The following is a 21270-nucleotide window of genomic DNA, read 5'->3' as shown; positions in this document are numbered from 1 at the left end:
GCCCTCACAAATGGTAGACATCGATGACCTGGCGAACGTAGTCGTTCTTCAGGATCACTTTCTTGGCCTTGATCAGCGGGCTGTCGCCGCGCACGTCGAGGGTGTAGAAACTGCAACCGAAATAGCTGTCGACGGTCTTGTAGCGAAAGCTCAGGGTGTGCCAGTTGAAGCGCACCTTGCACAGGCCGTCGGCTTGCTCGAGCAGCTCGATGTTGCTGATGTTGTGGGAGGTCCGGGTGTCCGGCACGCTGGCGCTGGAACGCTCGGTCTTGATCCGGAAGATGCGGTCCTCCAGGCCCATGCGGTTGCCGTACCAGATCAGCGAAATTTCTCGCTGCGGGTCTTCGGTCAACTCGTCGTTGTCGTCCCAGGACGGCATCCAGAAACTGGCGTCGGCGGCGTACAGCTCCAACCAGTTGTCCCAGTCCTTGTCGTCGAGGTAGCGCGCTTCGCGGAAGAGAAAGTCGCGCACGGCGTCATAGGAAATGCTCATGCCAGTTCCTCCAGCTTGATCAAGGCCGACTGCTCTTCGGCCAGGGCCTTGAGCATGGTTTCCTGCCAGTACTTGTGCTGCAGCACGAACAGACCTTCGTCTTCGGTGCGCACACCGCTGAGCAGCGGCTGCAGGTCGATCTCCCTGGCCGCCTCATCGGCGCCCTCGACCCAGTGCTCGGCACCACGGGACATGTCGTTCCACGCCGTGCTGCTGCCCTGATAGCCCATCTGGCAGGAGCGGAACTCCTCCAGGTCATCCGGGGTGGCCATGCCGCTGACGTTGAAGAAATCTTCGTACTGGCGAATCCGGCTGGAGCGCGCGGCGTCGCTTTCGCCTTTGGGGGCGATGCAATAAATGGTGATTTCCGTGCGATTGACCGAGATCGGCCGGGCGATACGGATCTGCGAACTGAACTGATCCATCAGATAGACGTTGGGGTACAGGCACAGGTTGCGCGAGTTCTCGATCATCCAGTCGGCGCGGGCCTTGCCAAAGTCGCGGGCGAGTTCGTCGCGGCGCTCGTACAGCGGCCGGTCCTCGGGGTTCGACCAGCGGGTCCAGAGCAGCATATGGCCCTTGTCGAACGAGTAGAAACCGCCGCCCTGCTTGGCCCAGGTACCGGCGCTCATGGTCGGGTTCTCGTCGCCGCATTCGCGTTGCTTGCGCTGGTTCTGGGTCGCCGCGTAGTTCCAGTGCACCGAGCTGACGTGGTAGCCGTCGGCACCGTTTTCGGCGGTGAGCTTCCAGTTGCCTTCGTAGATGTAGCTGCTGGAGCCGCGCAGGACTTCCAGGCCGTCGACCGACTGATCGACGATCATGTCGATGATCTTCGCCGACTCGCCGAGGTGCTCCACCAGCGGCACCACGTCGGCCTTGAGGCTGCCGAACAGGAAGCCACGGTAGGACTCGAAACGCGCCACCTTGGTCAGGTCGTGGGAGCCTTCGCAGTTGAAACTCGCCGGGTAACCCGCAGCCGCTGGGTCCTTGACCTTGAGCAGCTTGCCGGAGTTGTTGAACGTCCAGCCATGGAACGGGCAGGTATAGGAGCTCTTGTTGCCGGTCTTGTGCCGGCAGAGCATGGCGCCACGGTGGCTGCAGGCGTTGAGGAAGGCGTTGAGTTCACCGTCCTTGTTGCGCGCGATAAAGATCGACTGGCGGCCCATGGTGGTGGTGTAGAAATCGTTCTTGTTGGGGATCTGGCTCTCGTGGGCGAGGTACAGCCAGTTACCCTCGAAGATGTGTTGCATTTCGAGATCGAACAGGCGCGGGTCGGTGAACATCTCCCGCTTGCAACGGAAGAGGCCCTGTTCTTTATCGTCTTCGAGCAGGGAGTGAAGATATTCGGGTCGCAGGGTCATGGCCGCCGCCTCCATTGTTATTGTTCAGGCAAGGCTCATGCTAGAACGGGCGCTGGAGGGCCAATATCCACTGGGTGCAAAGCACTATCCGTTTTCTGCAACCGAATCGATGCGCGCGGGCGGCGCGCATCGAACGCCGATCAGTGGCGGCGCTTGAGGGTGTCCGACGGCAATTCGCCGAACTGTTTGCGGTAGCTTTCGGAAAACCGGCCCAGGTGCAGGAAACCGTAATCCATGGCCAGTTCGGTGACGTTGCGCACAGTGCAGGTGGGGTCGCTGAGGCAGGCGTTGACCCGTTCCAGCTTCTTCTGCCGAATGTAGTTCTTCGGCGTGGTCGCAGCATGCCGCTCGAACAGCCCGTACAGCGAACGCAGGCTCATGCTTGCCTGACGTGCCAGCTCCTCACTGCAGATGTCCTGCTTGAGGTTGCGCTCGATGTAATCGGTGATCCGCTCGAAACTGGCGGTCTGCGAACCGAGTCCGGCGCGACTGACGTTGGTTTTCATCAGGCTGAGCATCTTGCTGACGATGATCTGCGCGTAGTGATCCTGGACCCGCGGCATGCTCTGGAACGCTTCGGCTTCCTGGCAGACCATGCCCAGCAGGTTGACGAAGCCTTCCAGCTCGTCCAGTTGGTAGCGGTTTTCCAGGAAGCGCACGCCCTGCCCCGGGTGCAACCAGCGCTGCTCCTGGCACACCGATTCCAGCAGGCTGGCGGGCATCTTCAGGATGAATTTTTCGCAGTCGTCGGAATAGGTCAGGTCCACCGGATCGTCCGGATTGATCAGCAACAACTCGCCGGGAGCGAAGTAATGTTCCTGGCGATGACCGCGCCACAGGCAGTGGCCGCGCAGCAGGACTTGCAGGTGGAAGATGGTTTCCAGGGCTGGCGAGGTGACCCGCACGCTGCCGCCATAACTGATGCGGCACAGGTCCAGGCTGGCGAATTTGCTGTGATTGAGACTGGCCTGCGGACTGCCGCTGCTGGGCAGGCGGATGCAGTGGTTGCCCACGTGTTGATTGACGTAGTCCGACACTGCATAGGGGTCGGCCTGGGCAAACACGCGGCTGCGCTCACTCAATAGATGCGCTTGCATAACCGTCTCTCTCATTGTTGTTAGGGGTACAGCGGACCTGGCTATTGTAGGCCAGGTGCCACAACGGCAAAAACCACGAGATAAACGGTGGTTTATCTCGTGGTCGGTGAGCCGCGCGTGATCAGTCTTCCAGGGCGCGAACTCGCTCGTGACGCTGCTGTTCTTCCGGCTGGGCGGAAGATTGCAGGGTGAAATCGAACTCGATTTCAGCGAATTGCCCGCTCACGCCGTAGGCTGCGGCGCGTTGCTGGTCGTCACTGAAGGTGATCTTGGCGATCAGTTCGTCACGGGTGGCGTAGGCAAAGTCGTCGTGCAGGTACTTGTCACCATCCAGGTTGATCTGGGTGGTCAGGTGACGATGATCGTCCGCCGAGATGAAGAAATGGATGTGCGCCGGACGCTGGCCGTGACGGCCCAGTTGATCGAGCAGTTGCTGGGTCGGACCGTCCGGTGGGCAGCCGTAGCCCGACGGCACGATGCTGCGGAAACGATAGCGACCCTCGGCGTCGGTGACGATCCGGCGACGCAGGTTGAATTCCGACTGGCTGCCGTCGAAGTACGAGTAGGTGCCGCCGGTGTTGGCGTGCCAGACATCGACCACGGCGCCGGCCAGTGGCGAGCCGTCGGTGTTCTTCACCTGGCCTTGCATGAACAGCACCACACCTGGGTCGACGCCGTCGTCCAGGCGCGCTTCGCCGGTAGACAGCGGTGCGCCGGCGACGTACAGCGGGCCTTCGATGGTGCGCGGGGTGCCACCGGTTTTACCGGCCTGCTCGTCTTCCGCATCCATCAGCATGTCGAGGTAGTGTTCCAGGCCCAGGCCGGCGACCAGCAGGCCCGCTTCCTGGCGCGCGCCGAGGACGTTGAGGTAGTTGACCGCTTTCCAGAACTCTTCCGGGGTCACGTTGAGGTCTTCGATGATGTTCACCGAGTCGCGCAGGATGCGGTAGATCAGCGCCTTGGCGCGCGGGCTGCCTTCATCATTGTGCAGGCCGCTGGCCTCTTCGAGAAACTTCTGGGCGGTGGCAGTGTGGGAAATTTTGACGTTCATGATTAATCCTCATCTTGTATTTATTAGAGTGCAGTACGGACGACGCCGGCTCAGCGATCGTCTTCGTGAATAGAAGAAGGATGCCTGCACATCGCGTTCACTTCGATAGCCATGTAGGGGTACAGCGGCAGTTGCATCAGGGTGTCGTGCAGTTCCTGGACGCTGTCGACGTCGAACACGCTGTAGTTGGCGTAGAGCCCGGCAATACGCCACAGGTGCCGCCACTTGCCCTGTTCCTGCAGGCGCTGGGCCAGGGCCTTTTCATCGGCCTTGAGCTGGGCAGCCCGCTCGGGATTCATGTCGACCGGCAGGTTCACGGTCATTTTTACGTGGAACAGCATGCGCATCTCCTCAGGCGGAATACAGGGTGGTGGCGGTTTTGTCACGACGGAAGAACGCCAGGCGCTCCTCGTCCAGGCTCAGGCCAAGGCCCGGCTCGCGTGAAACGTGCAGCTGGAAATCGCGGTACACCGGCGGCTCGCTGAGAATGTCTTCGGTCAGCAGCAGCGGGCCGAACAGCTCTGTGTCCCAGCTCAGCTTGTTCAAGGTCAGGAAGGCATGGGCCGAGGCCAGGGTGCCGATCCCGCCTTCGAGCATGGTGCCGCCGTACAGGCCGATCCCCGCTGCTTCGGCAATGGCGGCGGTGCGCAACACGGCGCGCGGGCCACCATTCTTGGCGATTTTCAGGGCAAACACCGACGCCGCGCCTTCGCGGGCCAGGTTGAAGGCGTCTTCGACGCACTCGATGGACTCGTCGGCCATGATCGGCGCCGGGCTCATTTCGTTGAGGCGGACCATGCCGGAACGGTTGTTGCGCGAAATCGGCTGTTCGATCAGATCGATGCCGTTGCCGCCGAGAATTCGGCAGGCGCGCAAGGCCACGGCCTCGTCCCAGGCCTGGTTGACGTCGACCCGCACGCTGGCGCGATCGCCCAGGGCTTTCTTGATGGCGATCACGTGAGCCAGGTCGCGGTCGACTTCGCCGGCACCGATCTTCAATTTGAAGATCCGGTGACGCCGCAGGTCGAGCATCTGTTCGGCTTCGGCGATGTCCTTGGCGGTGTCGCCACTGGCCAGGGTCCAGGCCACCGGCAGCGCGTCACGCACACGGCCACCGAGCAGCTCACTGACCGGTAGGCCAAGGCGCTTGCCCTGGGCATCGAGCAGGGCGGTTTCGATACCGGACTTGGCGAAGGTGTTGCCACGGATGCTGCGATCCAGGCGCAGCATGGCGGCGTTGATGTTGCAGGCGTCCTGGCCCAGCAGCAACGGCGTGAAGTGCTGGTCGATGTTGGTCTTGATGCTGTCCGGGCTTTCGTTGCCGTAGGCCAGGCCACCGATGGTGGTCGACTCACCGATGCCTTCGATGCCGTCGGCGCAGCGCACGCGGATGATCACCAGGGTCTGGTTCTGCATGGTGTGCATCGCCAGCTTGTGCGGGCGGATTGTCGGCAGATCGACGATGATCGTCTCGATCGATTCAATGGCAGAAGAAAGCATGTCCATACCCATCAGGTTCTTGAAGTTCTGGGATCGATTCTCGTACGGCTTTTTTCCGGGTTCCAATATAGAATTGGTCTGGATCGATACCTTGCAGGTATCAACCTTGGAGAACATATGGAACTGCGTCATTTGCGTTACTTCCAGGTGCTGGGGCAAACCCTGAATTTCACCCGTGCCGCCGAGCGCCTGCACATCGCCCAACCGCCTTTGAGCCGGCAGATCCAGCAATTGGAAGATGAGTTGGGGGTGGTCCTGCTGGAGCGCGGACGGCCGCTGCGCCTGACCGAGGCCGGGCGGTTTTTCCTCGAGCACTCCACGGCGCTGCTGGAGCAGCTGCACAAGGTCTGCGACAACACCCGGCGGATCGGCCTGGGCGAGAAAACCTGGCTGGGTATCGGCTTCGCGCCTTCAACGCTCTACGGCGTGCTGCCTGAACTGATCAGGCGCCTGCGCAGCAACGACGCCCTGGAGTTGGAGCTAGGCTTGTCGGAAATGACTACCCTGCAGCAAGTGCAGGCGCTCAAGGCGGGTCGGATCGATGTCGGTTTCGGGCGGATTCGCATCGACGACCCGGCGATCATCCAGACCGTGCTCAACGAAGACCGGCTGGTCGCCGCCCTGCCCGCCGGCCATCCGCTGCTGGCCCGGCCCATCAGCCTCAGCGAGTTGGCCAACGAGCCCTTCGTGCTCTATCCCGGCAACCCACGGCCGAGCTACGCCGACCATGTGATTGCGCTGTTCGAGTCATACGGGGTAAGTATCAAGGTCGCGCAGTGGACCAACGAGCTGCAGACGGCGATCGGCCTGGTGGGTGCGGGCATCGGCGTGACCCTGGTACCGGCCTCGGTGCAATTGCTGCACCGCGACGACATCGGCTTCACCCCGGTGCTGGAAAACAACGCCACCTCGCCGATCATTCTCAGCCAGCGGATTGGCGACGTATCACCGGGGCTCAAACACTGTTTGCGGTTGATCGACGAATTGCGCAGCTTTTCAGCCGATCAGGCCTGCTTGTAGCCACGCACATCATCGACGCCGCGGTTGGCCAATTGGTCGGCGCGCTCGTTGCCCGGATGGCCGATGTGGCCACGCACCCACTTCCAGGTCACGTTGTGGCGATTGACCTGTTCGTCCAGTTGCATCCACAGGTCGGCATTCTTCACCGGTTCCTTGGCCGCGGTTTTCCAGCCGCGCTTTTTCCAGTTGACCATCCACTCGTTGATGCCCTTCATCACGTACTGCGAGTCAGTCACCAGCAGCACGTCGCAGGGCCGCTTGAGCTCTTCCAGGCCACGAATTGCTCCCATCAACTCCATGCGGTTGTTGGTGGTGTTGGCTTCTCCTCCCCACAATTCCTTTTCCTTGCCCTTGCACACCAGCAAGGCGCCCCAGCCGCCGGGGCCGGGGTTGCCCTTGCAGGCGCCATCGGTGAAGAGTTCTACGCTATCGCTCATGCAATCTATCCAGAATAAGTCGGTGGCTTGTCGGCCGCGGCCGACAATGCCAAGGCCGGGCGAACCCGGCTGGAGTAATAAGGAAGGGGGGTTACGGTTTGCTGTCGCGTCGGTTGACCTTGGCCATCGGCAGCGGGATCAGCTTGCCCATCGGCTCGCGCCGCACCTGGCGCACCGGACGCAGGCCGACGACAATCTTGCGTGCGACCAACAGATAGAAGCCGCCACCGGACAGTTGCCAGTTACCCGCCCTGCGCTCCCAACCGGCCAGGCGAGCTTGCCAGGCAGGAGACGCAAGCGGCGGACGATAGCACCCGAAGCGGCGTTTCTCCAGCGCGAAGCCCAGCAGGTTGAGCCAGTCGGCCACCCGCGACGGTGAAATGCAGCGCGCCTTGCGCATCCCGTCAGAGGCGAACACATGGCGCATGCCCCAACTGCTCCAGGGGTTGATGCCGATGATCAGCAAATGCCCGCCGGGGCGTACGGCACTCGCGGCCTCGCGCAGCAGGCCGTGGGGCGACAGGCAGAAATCCAGGCCGTGCTGCATGACCACCACGTCGGCAGCGTGCTCGCTGATCGGCCAGGCCTGTTCTTCACAGACAATTTCCACCCCCGGCAACGGCGCACCGAGGCGCACATTGCGTTGCACCTGCGGGGCGTTGGGCGGGGTTTCGGCCGAGGGCCCGTAATGCACCAGGTAGCCGCCGAAGAAGCGCCCGAGCTCGTCTTCGAGCATGCGCCGCTCTTCATCCAGCAGAAATTGGCCGATGGGCCCGGACAGCCACTCGCGGGCGGCGCCAATCAATTCCAGCCACTGCGGATCGGCCTGCGCGAACGCTTTATCGGTCATTGCATTCTCCAACTCGCCAGGAAGCTCTAAGATGCGCCAATGTATTCCGCTTGGCGAATTCCGTAATGATACCTATCCGTGCCCTGCCCGCCTTCACCGACAACTACATCTGGTTGTTACAAGATGAAGCAACTCGCCGCTGCGCCGTAGTCGATCCGGGCGATGCCACGCCGGTCCTGGCCTGGCTGGCTGAACATCCCGACTGGACCCTCAGCGATATCCTGGTGACCCACCATCACCATGACCACGTCGGCGGCGTCGAAACCCTCAAGCAGGCCACCGGCGCCAAGGTTTTCGGCCCTACCAGCGAAACCATCCCGGGGCGCGACGTAGCGCTCAAGGATAACGACCAGATCAGCGTACTCGGTCATACCTTCGACGTGTACGCGGTGCCGGGTCACACCCTCGGCCACATCGCCTACTACACCCCGGGCGTGTTGTTCAGTGGCGACACCCTGTTCGCCGCCGGTTGCGGCCGCCTGTTCGAAGGCACGCCGCAGCAGATGCACCACTCGCTGAGCCGCCTCGCCGCCTTGCCGGACGAGACCCTGGTGTACTGCACCCACGAGTACACCCTGAGCAACCTGCGCTTTGCCGTCGCGGTCGAGCCGAACAACCCGGACGTCGCCGAGCGCTTCAGGAATGTCTCGCAATTACGCGAGTCAGGACAGATCACTCTGCCCTCCAATCTGGCGTTGGAGAAGCTGACAAATCCGTTTCTGCGCACCGGAGAAACATCTGTTAAAGAAATATTAGACGAACGGAGTGACTCCAAAGACCGGGCGCCCAGTGAGGTTTTTGCGGCACTTCGGGCTTGGAAGGATAGGTTCTAAGCAGGGCGAGCATAGGTCGGAAGATTCTCAAAGGTTGACCATACCGGGTGCCCTTTCTAGAATCGCCCGACATTTTTGCCCGGAACTTACTTCCAGCCAATGTCGTCATCTATACGTAAATCCATCAAATCAGACGCATTGACCCGCCTGGCTCAAGCCATCGCGGTGGCTGTGTCCGCCACCCTGGCGGGCTGCAGCAGCACCGGTCAAGTGCCGCAAACCGACGCGGCCCACACCCTGGCCTCCCGCGCCAAGCAGAAGCCGATCTGGCTCAGCGAAAAGCCTACGCCAGAGGTCCCGCAGGATGTCTGGGAGCGCATGCGCCAAGGTTTCCAGTTGCAGGACGGCCTGGGCGTCAACCCACGGATCGAGCAACAGCGCCTGTGGTTCGCCAGTAATCCTTCGTACCTCGAGACCGCTGGCGAGCGCGGCAGCCTGTACATGCACTACATTGTCGAGCGCCTCGAAGAACGCAACATGCCGCTGGAACTGGCGCTGTTGCCAGTGATTGAAAGCTCCTACAACCCGCTGGCGTATTCGCCGGCCAATGCTGTGGGCCTGTGGCAGTTCATTCCGTCCACCGGACGTTACTTCAACCTGCGCCAGACCCGCTTCTATGATGGGCGTCGCGACATCACCGCCTCCACCACCGCGGCGCTGGACTACCTGACCAAGCTGCACGACATGTTCAACGGCGACTGGCTGCTGGCCCTGGCGGCCTACAACGCCGGCGAAGGCACGGTCAGCCGGGCCATCGAGCGCAACGAAAAACTCGGCCTGCCCACCGATTACTGGAACTTGCCACTGCCCGCGGAAACCCAGGCCTACGTGCCCAAGTTGCTGGCCCTGTCCCAGGTGGTGATCACCCCGCAAGCCTACGGCGTCAACCTCAACCCGATTGCCAACCAACCTTACTTCGAAGTCGTCGAAATCAACCAGCGCATGGACCTGTCCAAGGTCGCTGCGGTGGCCAATATCGACGAAGACGAGTTGTTCCAGCTCAACCCGGCCTTCAAGCAGCGCACCACCATCGATGGCCCTCAGCATTTGCTGGTGCCCACCTCCAAGGCGCAGTTGCTGACCGCCAGCCTTTCGACCATGAAGCCCGAAGAGCTGATCAGCAAGCGGCCGCTCAAGCCAGTGTTCGACGGTGCCGAAAGCCCGGTGATTGCCGGTGCCAAGCGCAGTTATCGGGTCAAGCGTGGCGACAACCTGACAGCCATCGCCAAGGCCAACAAGGTCGACGTCAAGGACCTGCAACGCTGGAACAACCTCAGCGGCAAGCACCTCAAGGCCGGCCAGACCCTGGTCATGCAGGACACCCGTCGCAGCAGCGGGCGCACCACCACGACCCTCGCCGCCAACAGCAAGAAGCAGACGAAGTACAAGGTCCAGCGGGGTGACTCGCTGTACATGGTCGCCAAGCGCTTCAATGTCGAGATGCAACACCTCAAGCGCTGGAACCCGCGGGTCGGCCAGGCATTGAAGCCGGGGCAACTGCTCACCGTCTCCTCGCCGCGCTGAGAGTCAAGGCGTGTTTAATGGGCGATAAATTGTAGGAGCGAGCTTGCTCGCGAAAAACGTCAACGATGACGCGCCCATTCTGAATAAATGCGGCGGCCTCAGGTTTTTCGCTGGCAAGCCAGCTCCTACAGATGACCGTGCCACTCATAACACCTGTACAAACCATTGCAGCTTGGGATTTGAACAACCCCTCCCCCCGGCTTTTTCCTGTCAAGACAAGCTGTTACTGTACGAACCATGTAGCCCAAGCCGCCTGGATCGAAACCCTGACTTGAAGCCTGTCTTTCCCCTCCTGCTGATCAGCCTGGCCTTGAGCTTTCCCGCAAGCGCAACCATCAGCGAAAGCCACGGTTACGCGCAGTTCGGCACACTCAAGTACCCAGCCCGCTTTACCCACTTCGACTGGGTGAATCCGCAAGCGCCCAAGGGCGGCACCTTGCGGTTGATGGCGTTTGGCACTTTCGACACCCTCAACCCCTACACCTTCAAGGGCACCAGCCCGGTTGCCACGCCGAATTTCCTGCAGTACGGCATCAACGAGCTGAATGAGCCGCTGATGGTCGGCACCGGGCAGTACGCGCCCTCCGGTGATGAGCCGGCATCCAGCTACGGGCTGATCGCGCAATCCGTGGAATACAGCGAGGATCGCAGCTGGGTGGTGTTCAACCTGCGCCCCGAGGCACGATTCCACGACGGCAAAGCCATCACCGCCTACGACGTGGCCTTTTCCTACCGCTTGCTGCTCAAGGAAGGCCACCCGCGCTACCGCACCAGCCTGCAGGAAGTGCAGCGGGTCGACATCCTCAACCCGTTGCGCATCCGCTTCGTCTTCAAGCGCGCCGGCAACCCACTGCTGATTCTGCGCCTGGGCGAGCTGCCGGTGCTGCCGCAGCACTACTGGAAAGGCCGCGACTTCAAGGCGACCACCTTCGAGCCGCCGCTGGGCAGCGGGCCATACCGCATCACCCAGGTCCAGCCGGGTCGGCAACTGCAGTTCGAACGGGTCAAGGATTACTGGGGCAAGGATCTGCCGGTCAATCGCGGCAAATACAATTACGACAAGGTCGAGGTCGAGTTCTACCGTGACAGCGACGTCGCCTTCGAAGCGTTCAAGGCCAACGAATTCGACATCTACATCGAACACCAGGCGAAGAACTGGGCCAATGGCTACAACTTCCCCGCCGTGCGCCGTGGCGAGGTGATCAAGGCGCAGATCCAGCACCAGATCCCGACCCAGACCCAGGGCCTGTTCATGAACACCCGGCGCAGCACGTTCGCCGATGCCAAGGTGCGCCAGGCCCTGGGCCTGATGTTCGACTTTGAGTGGACCAACCGCACCTTGTTCAGCGGCGCCTACCAGCGGGCCGTGAGTTATTACCCCAACAGCGAATTCTCTGCCAGCGGCCTGCCGGTGGGTCACGAATGGCTGATGCTCTCGCCCTACCGCGAGCAGTTGCCCGCCAAGCTGTTCACCGAGCCCTTCAGCCTGCCGCGCACCGAAGGCCGTGGGATTCCTCGCGAGACCTTGCGCCAGGCCCTCGGATTGCTCGCCGAAGCCGGCTGGAAGCTCAACGGCCAGCGCCTGCAGAACGCCGCCGGCCAGCCGTTGCGCCTGGAGATCCTGCTGGTCAACCCGAACCTGGAACGGATTCTCCAGCCCTACGCGGAAAACCTCGCCAGCATCGGCATCGACGCGCGCCTGCGCACGGTCGACCGCGCCCAGTACAAGCAGCGCCTGGACCAGTTCGACTTTGACATGATTCTCATGACCCTCGACCAGACCCTCAGCCCCGGGCTTGAGCAGTGGCAGTACTTCCACTCGAGCCAGGTCGCGGTCAAGGGCAGCAAGAACTACGCCGGCGTCGCCAACCCGGTGGTCGACCACCTGCTGGAACAGTTACTCGCGGCCCAGTCCCGCGACGAACAAGTGGCCGCCGGCAAGGCGCTGGACCGCGTGCTGCTATGGCAGCACTACATTATTCCCAACTGGTACATCAATTATCACCGCCTGGCGTACCGTAACCGGTTCGCCTTCGTGACCACGCCGCCCTACACCCTGGGCCTGAATGCGTGGTGGCTGAAGACTTCGGAGAAAGCTCAATGATGCCTGTGCGTACCCTCCTCGGCCTGCTCCTCGCGGGTGTGGCCTGTATCGCCCAAGCGGCGCCGCAACATGCCTTGACCCTGTACGACGAACCGCCCAAGTACCCGGCGAATTTCAAACACTTCGACTATGTCAACCCGGATGCGCCCAAAGGCGGGACCTTCCGCCAGGCCGGCTTCGGCAGCTTCGACAGCCTCAACCCCTTCATCAGCAAGGGCGTACCGGCCAACGACACCGACCTGATCTACGACACCCTGGCGCGGCAAAGCCTGGACGAACCTTTCACCGAATACGGGCTGATTGCCAGCAAGATCGAGAAAGCCCCGGACAACAGCTGGGTGCGCTACTACCTGCGCCCTGAGGCGCGCTTCCATGACGGCCATCCAGTGCGTGCCGAAGACGTGGTGTTCAGCTTCCAGACCCTGATGAAAAGTGGCGCTCCGCTGTATCGCGGCTATTACGGCGATGTCGACCAGGTGGTCGCCGAAGACCCGCTGCGGGTGCTGTTCACCTTCAAGCACAACAACAATCGCGAGTTGCCGCTGATCATCGGCCAATTGCCCGTGCTGCCCAAGCACTGGTGGGAAAACCGCGACTTCACCAAGGGCAACCTCGAAGCGCCGTTGGGCAGCGGGCCGTACAAGGTCAGCGAGGTCAAGGCCGGGCGTTCGATCCGCTACGAGCGGGTCAAGGACTACTGGGGCAAGGACCTGCCGATCAATCGCGGCTTCTACAACTTCGATGTGATGAGCACCGACTATTTCCGCGACAACACCGTCGCCCTGGAAGCCCTCAAGGCTGGCCAGTTCGATTACTGGCTGGAAATTTCCGCGAAAAACTGGGCCAATGCCTACAACATTCCGGCGGTCAGTGAAGGTCGACTGATCAAGGAACAGATCGTCAACGGCAACTCCACCGGCATGCAGGGCTTTGTCTTCAACCTGCGCAGGCCGCTGTTCCAGGACGTGCGAGTGCGTCAGGCCCTGAGTCTGCTGCTGGACTTCGAGTGGACCAACAAACAGCTGTTCAACGGTGCCTACACCCGCACCCGGAGTTACTTCGAAAACTCGGAAATGGCCGCCACCGGGCTGCCGGATGAAGCGCAGTTGAAGATCCTCGAACCCCTGCGCGGCAAGATTCCCGAACAAGTGTTCACTGAGGCCTTCGCCAACCCGTTGAGTGATGCCAGCGGCATGATCCGCGCCCAGCAGCGTCAAGCCTATCAACTGCTGCAGGAAGCCGGTTGGCGCATCGTCGACGACAAGATGGTCGACGCCAGCGGCAAACCGGTGAAGATCGAGTTCCTGCTGGCACAGACCGAGTTCGAGCGGGTGCTGCTGCCGTTCAAACGCAACCTCAGCGACCTCGGGATTGACCTGGAGATTCGCCGGGTCGACGTCTCGCAGTACATCAATCGTGTGCGCTCCCGGGACTTCGACATGGTGGTCGGCGGTTTCCCGCAGTCCAGTTCGCCGGGCAACGAACAGCGCGAGTTCTGGAAATCGGAAAGCGCCGACAAGCCGGGTAGCCGCAATTACATCGGCCTCAAGGATCCGGCCATCGACCAGTTGGTGGAGGGACTGATCAATGCCGACTCGCGCAGCAGTCTGGTGGCCCACGCCCGTGCGCTCGACCGAGTGCTGCAATGGGGCTACTACGTGATCCCCAACTGGCACATCAAGACCTGGCGCGTGGCCTACTGGAATCACATTGGCCACCCCAAGGTTTCGCCGACCTTCGACATCGGCATCAACACCTGGTGGATCAAGCCCGACGCCAAACCGGCGATCGAGGTGCTGAAACAAGAGCAAGCCGAACCTGCGGCCGGGGAGCAATAAGATGCTGGCCTACATATTACGGCGACTGCTGCTGATCATTCCCACCCTGTTCGGCATCCTGCTGATCAACTTCGTGATCATCCAGGCCGCGCCCGGTGGCCCGGTGGAACAGATGATCGCCAAGCTCGAAGGCTTTGAAGGCGCCACCAGCCGGATTGCCGGGGGCGGTGCCGAAGTCTCGGTGGCCGGCTCCAGCTATCGCGGCGCCCAGGGCCTGGACCCGGCGCTGATCAAGGAAATCGAGCAAATGTACGGCTTCGACAAGTCGGCGCCGGAACGTCTGTGGATCATGATCAAGAACTACGCGCGCCTGGATTTCGGCGACAGCTTCTTCCGCGATGCCAAGGTCATCGACCTGATCAAGGAGAAGATGCCGGTGTCGATCTCCCTCGGCTTGTGGAGCACCCTGATCATGTACCTGGTGTCGATCCCCCTGGGGATCGCCAAGGCCACGCGACACGGCAGCCATTTTGACGTCTGGACCAGTTCGGCGATCATCGTCGGCTACGCGATCCCGGCGTTCCTGTTCGCCATCCTGCTGATCGTGGTGTTCGCCGGCGGCAGCTACCTTGACTGGTTCCCCTTGCGCGGCCTGACCTCGAACAACTTCGATGAACTGAGCCTGGGCGGCAAGATCCTCGACTACTTCTGCCACCTGGCGCTGCCGGTGACCGCCCTGGTGATCGGCAACTTTGCGACCATGACCCTGCTGACCAAGAACAGCTTCCTTGACGAGATCAACAAGCAGTACGTGGTCACCGCCAAGGCCAAGGGCCTGACCCGCCACCGGGTGCTCTACGGCCATGTGTTCCGCAACGCCATGCTATTGGTGATCGCCGGTTTCCCCTCGGCCTTCATCGGGATTTTTTTCACCGGCTCGCTGCTGGTGGAAGTGATCTTCTCCCTCGACGGCCTTGGCCTGATGAGCTTCGAGGCGGCGATCAACCGCGATTACCCGGTGGTCTTCGGCACGCTGTTCATCTTCACGTTGCTGGGGCTGGTGGTAAAACTGATCGGAGACCTGACCTACACCCTGGTCGACCCACGCATCGACTTCGAAACCCGGGAGCATTGAGATGAACCTTTCCCCTCTCAATCGACGCCGTTTCGAGCTGTTCAAAGCCAACAAGCGCGGCTGGTGGTCGCTGTGGATTTTTCTCGTGCTGTTTGGCCTGAGCCTCGGCGCCGAGCTGATCGCCAACGACAAGCCGCTGGCCGTCCACTACGACGGCGAATGGTACTTCCCGGCGCTCAAGCGTTATCCAGAGACCACCTTCGGCGGCGAATTCCCGCTGGAGGCCAACTACAAGAGCCCGTACATCCGCGAGCTACTCAAGGCCAAGGACGCCTGGACCCTGTGGGCGCCGATCCCGTTCAGCTACCAGAGCATCAACTACGACCTGAAAGTCCCGGCCCCCGCCCCGCCCTCGGCGGACAACCTGCTGGGCACCGACGACCAGGGCCGTGACGTGCTGGCCCGGGTGATCTACGGCTTCCGGGTGTCGGTGCTGTTTGCCCTGACGCTGACTGTCCTCAGCTCGATCATCGGGGTGATCGCCGGCGCGCTGCAGGGTTTCTACGGCGGCTGGGTCGACCTGGCCGGGCAGCGCTTCCTGGAAATCTGGTCGGGTTTGCCGGTGCTGTACCTGCTGATCATTCTTGCCAGTTTCGTGCAGCCCAACTTCTGGTGGCTGCTGGGGATCATGCTGCTGTTCTCCTGGATGAGCCTGGTGGATGTGGTCCGTGCGGAGTTTTTGCGCGGCCGTAACCTGGAGTACGTACGTGCTGCGCGGGCGCTGGGCATGCAGAACGGCGCGATCATGTTCCGCCATATCCTGCCCAACGCCATGGTCTCGACCATGACCTTCATGCCGTTCATCCTCACCGGCGCCATCGGCACCCTGACCGCGCTGGACTTCCTCGGTTTCGGTTTGCCGGCGGGCAGCGCGTCCCTGGGCGAACTGGTGTCCCAGGGCAAGTCCAACCTGCAGGCGCCGTGGCTGGGCATCAGCGCCTTTGCGGTGCTGGCGGTGATGTTGAGCCTGCTGGTGTTTATCGGCGAGTCCGCCCGCGATGCCTTCGACCCGAGGAAGTGAAATGAGTCAGGACAATCTGATCGAAGTACGCGACCTCAGCGTCGAGTTCGGCATCGGCGACCGCCGGCATCGCGTGGTCGAGGGTGTCAGTTTCGACATCAAGCGCGGGGAAACCCTGGCCCTGGTCGGCGAAAGCGGTTCGGGCAAGTCGGTCACCGCGCACTCGATCCTGCGCCTGCTGCCCTACCCTATGGCCAGCCACCCCAGTGGCAGCATCAACTACTCCGGGCATGACCTGCTGAGCCTGAAAGAGAAAACCATCCGCCACATTCGTGGCAACCGCATTGCGATGATCTTCCAGGAGCCGATGACCTCGCTGAACCCGCTGCACTCGATCGAGAAGCAGATCAACGAGGTGCTGGGGATCCACAAGGGCCTGACCGGCAAGGTTGCGACCAAACGCACCCTGGAGCTGCTGGAACTGGTGGGCATCCCTGAGCCACACAAGCGCCTCAAGGCCCTGCCCCACGAATTGTCCGGCGGCCAACGGCAGCGGGTGATGATTGCCATGGCCCTGGCCAACGAGCCGGAACTGCTGATCGCCGACGAGCCGACCACCGCGCTGGACGTCACCGTGCAGCTGAAAATCCTCGACTTGCTCAAGGATTTGCAGGCGCGCCTGGGCATGGCCCTGCTGCTGATCAGCCACGATTTGAACCTGGTGCAAAGAATTGCGCATCGGGTATGTGTCATGCAGCGCGGTTGCATCGTCGAACAGGCATCGTGTGAGGAATTGTTTCGCGCACCACAGCATCCGTACACCCGCGAACTGCTGGCAGCGGAGCCCAGCGGACAGCCGGCCAGCAATGAAATCGGCCCGCCGCTGCTGCAAGTCGAGGACCTGAAAGTCTGGTTCCCGATCAAGAAAGGCTTTATGCGCACTACCGTCGATTACGTGAAAGCGGTGGACGGGATCAACTTCAGCCTGCCCCAGGGCCAGACCCTGGGCATTGTCGGCGAGAGTGGTTCGGGCAAGTCGACGCTGGGCCTGGCGATTTTGCGTTTGATTGCCAGCAAGGGCGCGATCCGTTTTGAAGGCAAACCGCTGGACAGCCTGACGCAACAACAGGTCAGGCCGCTGCGGCGGGAGATGCAGGTGGTGTTCCAGGACCCCTTCGGCAGCCTGAGCCCACGCATGTGCGTGAGCCAGATCGTCGGCGAAGGCCTGCGCATTCACAAGATCGGCACGGAAGCCGAGCAAGAGCAGGCTATTATTGCCGCGCTCGAGGAAGTAGGCCTGGATCCGGACACCCGGCACCGCTACCCTCACGAATTTTCCGGCGGGCAACGGCAAAGAATCGCCATTGCCCGGGCATTAGTGCTAAAACCGGCGTTGATTTTGCTGGACGAGCCGACCTCGGCCCTCGACCGCACCGTGCAACGCCAAGTGGTTGAACTGCTGCGCAGACTGCAAAGCAAGTACAACCTGACGTATCTGTTCATCAGCCATGACCTGGCTGTGGTGAAAGCGCTGAGCCACCAGTTGATGGTGGTCAAGCATGGCCAAGTGGTCGAACAAGGTGCCGCGCAAGCTATCTTTGCCGCACCGCAACATCCCTATACCCAGCAGTTGCTGGAGGCCGCCTTCCTGGCCCCAGCATCAGCCGAATAACCTGAAAGAGGAGCAACACATGGGTTTTCTCGCCGGTAAGCGCGTACTGATCGTCGGTGTCGCCAGCAAGCTGTCCATCGCATCCGGCATCGCTGCCGCCATGCATCGCGAGGGCGCTGAGCTTGCCTTCACTTATCAGAACGACAAACTCAAGGGTCGTGTCGAAGAGTTCGCACAAGGCTGGGGTTCGAGCCCTGAGCTGTGCTTCCCGTGCGACGTGGCCAGCGACGAAGAAATTGCCAAGGTCTTCGAAGAACTGAGCAAGAAATGGGACGGCCTGGACTGCATCGTGCACTCCGTCGGCTTCGCCCCGGGCGACCAACTGGACGGCGACTTCACCGAAGCCACCACCCGTGACGGTTTCCGCATTGCCCACGACATCAGCGCCTACAGCTTCGTGGCCCTGGCCAAGGCCGGTCGCGAAATGATGAAAGGCCGCAACGGCAGCCTGCTGACCCTGTCGTACCTGGGCGCCGAGCGCACCATGCCGAACTACAACGTCATGGGCATGGCCAAGGCTTCCCTGGAAGCGGGCGTGCGTTACCTGGCCGGCTCCCTGGGCCCGGACGGCACCCGTGTGAACTGCGTATCGGCTGGCCCGATCCGCACCCTGGCGGCTTCGGGCATCAAGAACTTCCGCAAAATGCTGGCCGCCAACGAAGCGCAAACCCCGCTGCGTCGCAACGTCACCATCGAAGAAGTCGGCAACGCCGGCGCCTTCCTGTGCTCCGACCTCGCGTCGGGCATCAGCGGTGAAATCATGTATGTAGACGGTGGTTTCAATACTACTGCTATGGGTAACATCGAAGAGTGATTTTCGGTTAGCTGATATAAAACCCGCCTTTTGGCGGGTTTTATGCTTACACTTAACTATATCGAATCTTTTCTACTCTGACTAACCGGTGTCTCTTTTCGCACCAATTCATTGACCCGAGCATACATATCGATCGTCCTCTTCACATGCCCTTTAAGCGGCGGATTTCTATAATATTCGCGCTCGATGAATTGCTGTGAAAACAATAACTCATCAGAAAGCTCCGATGGTATTTCAAGCGACGGACGACCGGAAGATTTGAGATCGGATTTATAGCGTAAAGGCTTAGTCCCCTGAAAACCCTTTAGCGATGACACATGTTCCACGTTAATGTAGACCTTGTGTAATTCCAACCCTTCACCTCCTTCGCTATTTAAAGCATGATTGAATTTGGCGACACCCTCGTCAACCTCAACCTTCAATCTAGCCTTCAACATCTTGGCAGCAAATGATTGACCGAAATTTTTTAACTCACTCGTCTTGCCCGACGCCCACCCTATATGCTGATAGGTTGTAGCGATTTCACCAAATACGTCTCCTGAGCTCTTATGAACTGGCGCTGTAACAGGCGTAATTCCAATCACTCGAGCAAGTTTTGGAACTCTATAAGAATTCACCTGCCCAGTATTAGCAATCACATGCCCAGTCGGATCCACCCGATTCACCGGATTCCCCACACAATATCCATACGCATTCAATCCCCCCCGACCAAACGGACTCCAACTGTCCGGGCAATTGAATCTCATCAGCACCGGGTTATAGGCCCGATAACCCTGACCCAACAAATAATGCCCGGTCACCGGGTCCGGTCGTTCGCCATTGAAACCCAGCAGGCCGCTCAAACCGCTTTCGCCTCGATGGTGACCATAGGGTGAATAGGCGATGGGTTGCGGCGGTTGGTCTCTGTCGAGGGTTTGCAAGACCGAACGTTGTTGATCCGTGGCCAAAAGCGCAGTGTCCGCAGACTGGCCCTGGCGTCGTTGTTGCGCTAACAACAGGTCGCCATGCTGGACAATCGACTGACCCAATGCTCCCTGGATTTCGGTAACCAGGCGCTTCTGGCAGTAGAAGCGCTGACGTGCCGGCGTATCCGGATGTTCGTCATTGATCAAACGATCGAGGGCATCGTAACGGTAATGAGTGAGCCACACCGGCTGTAGAGAAGGCATCGAAACGCTCCGTGCTGTACTGATCCGAGTGTTTGAGTATCGATGCACTCCGCAGAACAGGGAACTATCAGAGCTGATAGTCCCCGATAGAGGGAACAGTTTTCACCCAGCCTTGGCCACCGTCGCCGACGCCGCCAACATCGCCCGCAACAACACTGCACAGCCCGCCGCCAGGTCATCCGGTGCGGCATTCTCGATTTCGTTGTGGCTGATCCCTCCTTCACAAGGCACAAAAATCATCCCCGCCGGGCCCAGTTCCGCGAGGAAGATCGCGTCATGCCCCGCGCCGCTGACGATGTCCATGTGCGACAAACCCAAGCCTTGCGCCGCCCCGCGAACCGCCTCGACACAGTCCTGGTGGAAGTACAACGGTGGGAAATCGGCGGTGGGCGTCAGTTCGTAATTCAAGCCGTGTTCCTCGCAGGTGGTTTCGATCACCTGGCGCACCTCGGCGATCATCGAGTCCAGGCGCTCCGGTTGCAGATGACGAAAGTCCAGGGTCATGCGCACTTCGCCCGGGATCACGTTGCGTGAGCCGGGATAAGCCTGCAGGCAACCGACCGTGCCACAGGCATGGGGTTGGTGCCCCAACGCCGCGCGATTGACTGCACCGACGATCACCGCCGCCCCCACCAGGGCATCCTTGCGCAGGTGCATCGGGGTGGGTCCGGCATGGGCTTCGACACCACGCAACTTGAGGTCGAACCACTTCTGTCCGAGCGCGCCCATCACCACACCAATAGTTTTTTGTTCATCCTCAAGAATGGGTCCTTGCTCAATATGTGCTTCAAAGTAAGCACCAACCTTGTGCCCGCTGACTTGGCGTGGGCCGGCATAGCCAATGGCGTTGAGTGCCTCCCCCACCGTCACACCTTCAGCGTCGACTTTGGCCAGGGTTTCTTCCAGGGTAAATTTCTCGGCGAACACCCCGGAGCCCATCATGCACGGGGCGAAGCGCGAGCCTTCTTCGTTGGTCCAGACCACCACCTCCAGCGGTGCCTCGGTCTGCACGCCGAGGTCATTCAGGGTGCGCAGTACTTCGACCCCGGCCAGCACGCCGAAACAGCCGTCGAACTTGCCGCCGGTGGGCTGGGTGTCGATGTGGCTGCCGGTCATGACCGGTGGCAGGTCAGGGTTGCGTCCGGGGCGGCGGGCAAAGATATTGCCGACGGCATCCACGCTGACCGTGCAGCCGGCCTCCTCGCACCAGCCGACGAAAATGTCTCGGGCCTGGCGGTCGAGGTCGGTCAGCGCCAGGCGACAGACCCCACCCTTGACCGTGGCGCCGAGCCTGGCCAGGTCCATGAGTGACTGCCACAAGCGGTCGCGGTTGATGTGCTGGTGGCTGGACTGCAGAACGTCGACGGCCGCGTTCATGGTGATCTCCTCGGGGTTGTTCTTATGGGTTTGTTCAGGTGGATCTCGGGGGAATGTGCGGCCCTCTTCGCGAGCAAGCTCGCTCCTACAGGTT

Annotated in this window: 19 protein-coding genes; 9 read left to right on the top strand and 10 right to left on the bottom strand. The window is 61.1% G+C overall.

What is annotated here, in order from left to right:
- Window positions 1–4: 4 nt before the first annotated feature.
- The 6 genes from benB to ACZYR5_RS22115 form a co-directional block, all read right to left on the bottom strand.
- Window positions 5–493, bottom strand: a complete 489-nt coding sequence (gene benB, locus ACZYR5_RS22140; RefSeq protein WP_489091558.1) for a benzoate 1,2-dioxygenase small subunit — start codon at window positions 491–493, stop codon at window positions 5–7.
- Window positions 490–1854, bottom strand: coding sequence for a benzoate 1,2-dioxygenase large subunit (gene benA / locus ACZYR5_RS22135; RefSeq protein ID WP_489091557.1), 1365 nt, complete (start codon window positions 1852–1854; stop codon window positions 490–492). Before benA ends, benB begins: the two co-directional genes overlap by 4 nt.
- Window positions 1855–1994: 140 nt before the next feature.
- Window positions 1995–2951, bottom strand: coding sequence for an AraC family transcriptional regulator (locus ACZYR5_RS22130; RefSeq protein ID WP_489091556.1), 957 nt, complete (start codon window positions 2949–2951; stop codon window positions 1995–1997).
- Between the two features lie 121 nt (window positions 2952–3072).
- Window positions 3073–4002 carry a catechol 1,2-dioxygenase gene (gene catA, locus ACZYR5_RS22125; protein ID WP_489091555.1) on the bottom strand — a complete coding sequence of 310 codons (930 nt, stop codon included), beginning with the start codon at window positions 4000–4002 and terminating at the stop codon, window positions 3073–3075.
- 50 nt (window positions 4003–4052) lie between these two features.
- The gene (gene catC / locus ACZYR5_RS22120) at window positions 4053–4343 is read right to left on the bottom strand and encodes a muconolactone Delta-isomerase (RefSeq protein WP_027616510.1); all 291 of its coding nucleotides are present in this window, start codon (window positions 4341–4343) and stop codon (window positions 4053–4055) included.
- Between the two features lie 10 nt (window positions 4344–4353).
- On the bottom strand, window positions 4354–5502 hold the full coding sequence (locus tag ACZYR5_RS22115; RefSeq protein WP_027616509.1) for a muconate cycloisomerase family protein: 1149 nt from the start codon (window positions 5500–5502) through the stop codon (window positions 4354–4356).
- A gap of 117 nt (window positions 5503–5619) precedes the next feature.
- Between ACZYR5_RS22115 and ACZYR5_RS22110 the strand changes: the two genes are divergently transcribed.
- A complete protein-coding gene (locus ACZYR5_RS22110) occupies window positions 5620–6522 on the top strand; it encodes a LysR family transcriptional regulator (protein ID WP_489091554.1) in 903 nt (300 codons plus the stop codon).
- On the opposite strand, the gene rnhA is transcribed toward ACZYR5_RS22110, so the two are convergent.
- Together rnhA and ACZYR5_RS22100 are read right to left on the bottom strand one after the other, a co-directional pair.
- A complete protein-coding gene (gene rnhA, locus ACZYR5_RS22105) occupies window positions 6507–6959 on the bottom strand; it encodes a ribonuclease HI (RefSeq protein WP_489091553.1) in 453 nt (150 codons plus the stop codon). The two genes, ACZYR5_RS22110 and rnhA, sit on opposite strands and share 16 nt — an antisense overlap.
- Before the next feature lie 91 nt (window positions 6960–7050).
- Window positions 7051–7809, bottom strand: a complete 759-nt coding sequence (locus tag ACZYR5_RS22100) for a class I SAM-dependent methyltransferase (RefSeq protein WP_489091552.1) — start codon at window positions 7807–7809, stop codon at window positions 7051–7053.
- Between the two features lie 65 nt (window positions 7810–7874).
- On the opposite strand from ACZYR5_RS22100, the gene gloB reads away from it, so the two are divergent.
- The 8 genes from gloB (at window position 7875) to fabI (ending at window position 18630) form a co-directional block, all read left to right on the top strand.
- Window positions 7875–8642, top strand: a complete 768-nt coding sequence (gene gloB / locus ACZYR5_RS22095) for a hydroxyacylglutathione hydrolase (protein ID WP_489091551.1) — start codon at window positions 7875–7877, stop codon at window positions 8640–8642.
- Window positions 8643–8741: 99 nt separating this feature from the next.
- On the top strand, window positions 8742–10166 hold the full coding sequence (locus ACZYR5_RS22090) for a transglycosylase SLT domain-containing protein (RefSeq protein ID WP_489091550.1): 1425 nt from the start codon (window positions 8742–8744) through the stop codon (window positions 10164–10166).
- A 271-nt stretch (window positions 10167–10437) separates the two neighbouring features.
- Window positions 10438–12270, top strand: a complete 1833-nt coding sequence (locus ACZYR5_RS22085) for an extracellular solute-binding protein (RefSeq protein ID WP_489091549.1) — start codon at window positions 10438–10440, stop codon at window positions 12268–12270.
- Complete coding sequence (locus ACZYR5_RS22080) at window positions 12267–14108, top strand: extracellular solute-binding protein (protein WP_489091548.1); 1842 nt, start codon at window positions 12267–12269, stop codon at window positions 14106–14108. Before ACZYR5_RS22085 ends, ACZYR5_RS22080 begins: the two co-directional genes overlap by 4 nt.
- Window position 14109: 1 nt before the next feature.
- Window positions 14110–15183: a microcin C ABC transporter permease YejB gene (locus ACZYR5_RS22075; protein WP_489091547.1), complete on the top strand. Its 1074-nt coding sequence runs from the start codon at window positions 14110–14112 to the stop codon at window positions 15181–15183.
- A 1-nt stretch (window position 15184) separates the two neighbouring features.
- Window positions 15185–16204, top strand: coding sequence for an ABC transporter permease (locus ACZYR5_RS22070; RefSeq protein ID WP_027616500.1), 1020 nt, complete (start codon window positions 15185–15187; stop codon window positions 16202–16204).
- A 1-nt stretch (window position 16205) separates the two neighbouring features.
- The gene (locus tag ACZYR5_RS22065) at window positions 16206–17816 is read left to right on the top strand and encodes an ABC transporter ATP-binding protein (protein WP_489091546.1); all 1611 of its coding nucleotides are present in this window, start codon (window positions 16206–16208) and stop codon (window positions 17814–17816) included.
- Between the two features lie 19 nt (window positions 17817–17835).
- Window positions 17836–18630 carry an enoyl-ACP reductase FabI gene (fabI, locus tag ACZYR5_RS22060; protein WP_007956947.1) on the top strand — a complete coding sequence of 265 codons (795 nt, stop codon included), beginning with the start codon at window positions 17836–17838 and terminating at the stop codon, window positions 18628–18630.
- A gap of 56 nt (window positions 18631–18686) precedes the next feature.
- Here the strand turns inward: fabI and ACZYR5_RS22055 are convergent, their stop codons facing one another.
- Complete coding sequence (locus tag ACZYR5_RS22055) at window positions 18687–19799, bottom strand: RHS repeat-associated core domain-containing protein (RefSeq protein WP_489091545.1); 1113 nt, start codon at window positions 19797–19799, stop codon at window positions 18687–18689.
- Window positions 19800–19901: 102 nt separating this feature from the next.
- Window positions 19902–21176 (bottom strand): Zn-dependent hydrolase, encoded by a 1275-nt coding sequence (locus ACZYR5_RS22050; protein ID WP_489091544.1) that lies wholly within the window; start codon window positions 21174–21176, stop codon window positions 19902–19904.
- Window positions 21177–21270 lie beyond the last annotated feature (94 nt).

It is taken from the genome of Pseudomonas sp. F007, assembly GCF_057814275.1.
This window is presented reverse-complemented; position numbering and strand designations above follow the sequence as displayed.

Bases quoted from the DNA above. Each gene is read 5' to 3' on its own strand.
- benB (WP_489091558.1), bottom strand. From the start codon at position 493: ATGAGCATTTCCTATGACGCCGTGCGCGACTTTCTCTTCCGCGAAGCG.
- benA (WP_489091557.1), bottom strand. From the start codon at position 1,854: ATGACCCTGCGACCCGAATATCTTCACTCCCTGCTCGAAGACGATAAA.
- ACZYR5_RS22130 (WP_489091556.1), bottom strand. From the start codon at position 2,951: ATGCAAGCGCATCTATTGAGTGAGCGCAGCCGCGTGTTTGCCCAGGCC.
- catA (WP_489091555.1), bottom strand. From the start codon at position 4,002: ATGAACGTCAAAATTTCCCACACTGCCACCGCCCAGAAGTTTCTCGAA.
- catC (WP_027616510.1), bottom strand. From the start codon at position 4,343: ATGCTGTTCCACGTAAAAATGACCGTGAACCTGCCGGTCGACATGAAT.
- ACZYR5_RS22115 (WP_027616509.1), bottom strand. From the start codon at position 5,502: ATGCTTTCTTCTGCCATTGAATCGATCGAGACGATCATCGTCGATCTG.
- ACZYR5_RS22110 (WP_489091554.1), top strand. From the start codon at position 5,620: ATGGAACTGCGTCATTTGCGTTACTTCCAGGTGCTGGGGCAAACCCTG.
- rnhA (WP_489091553.1), bottom strand. From the start codon at position 6,959: ATGAGCGATAGCGTAGAACTCTTCACCGATGGCGCCTGCAAGGGCAAC.
- ACZYR5_RS22100 (WP_489091552.1), bottom strand. From the start codon at position 7,809: ATGACCGATAAAGCGTTCGCGCAGGCCGATCCGCAGTGGCTGGAATTG.
- gloB (WP_489091551.1), top strand. From the start codon at position 7,875: ATGATACCTATCCGTGCCCTGCCCGCCTTCACCGACAACTACATCTGG.
- ACZYR5_RS22090 (WP_489091550.1), top strand. From the start codon at position 8,742: ATGTCGTCATCTATACGTAAATCCATCAAATCAGACGCATTGACCCGC.
- ACZYR5_RS22080 (WP_489091548.1), top strand. From the start codon at position 12,267: ATGATGCCTGTGCGTACCCTCCTCGGCCTGCTCCTCGCGGGTGTGGCC.
- ACZYR5_RS22075 (WP_489091547.1), top strand. From the start codon at position 14,110: ATGCTGGCCTACATATTACGGCGACTGCTGCTGATCATTCCCACCCTG.
- ACZYR5_RS22070 (WP_027616500.1), top strand. From the start codon at position 15,185: ATGAACCTTTCCCCTCTCAATCGACGCCGTTTCGAGCTGTTCAAAGCC.
- ACZYR5_RS22065 (WP_489091546.1), top strand. From the start codon at position 16,206: ATGAGTCAGGACAATCTGATCGAAGTACGCGACCTCAGCGTCGAGTTC.
- fabI (WP_007956947.1), top strand. From the start codon at position 17,836: ATGGGTTTTCTCGCCGGTAAGCGCGTACTGATCGTCGGTGTCGCCAGC.
- ACZYR5_RS22055 (WP_489091545.1), bottom strand. From the start codon at position 19,799: ATGCCTTCTCTACAGCCGGTGTGGCTCACTCATTACCGTTACGATGCC.
- ACZYR5_RS22050 (WP_489091544.1), bottom strand. From the start codon at position 21,176: ATGAACGCGGCCGTCGACGTTCTGCAGTCCAGCCACCAGCACATCAAC.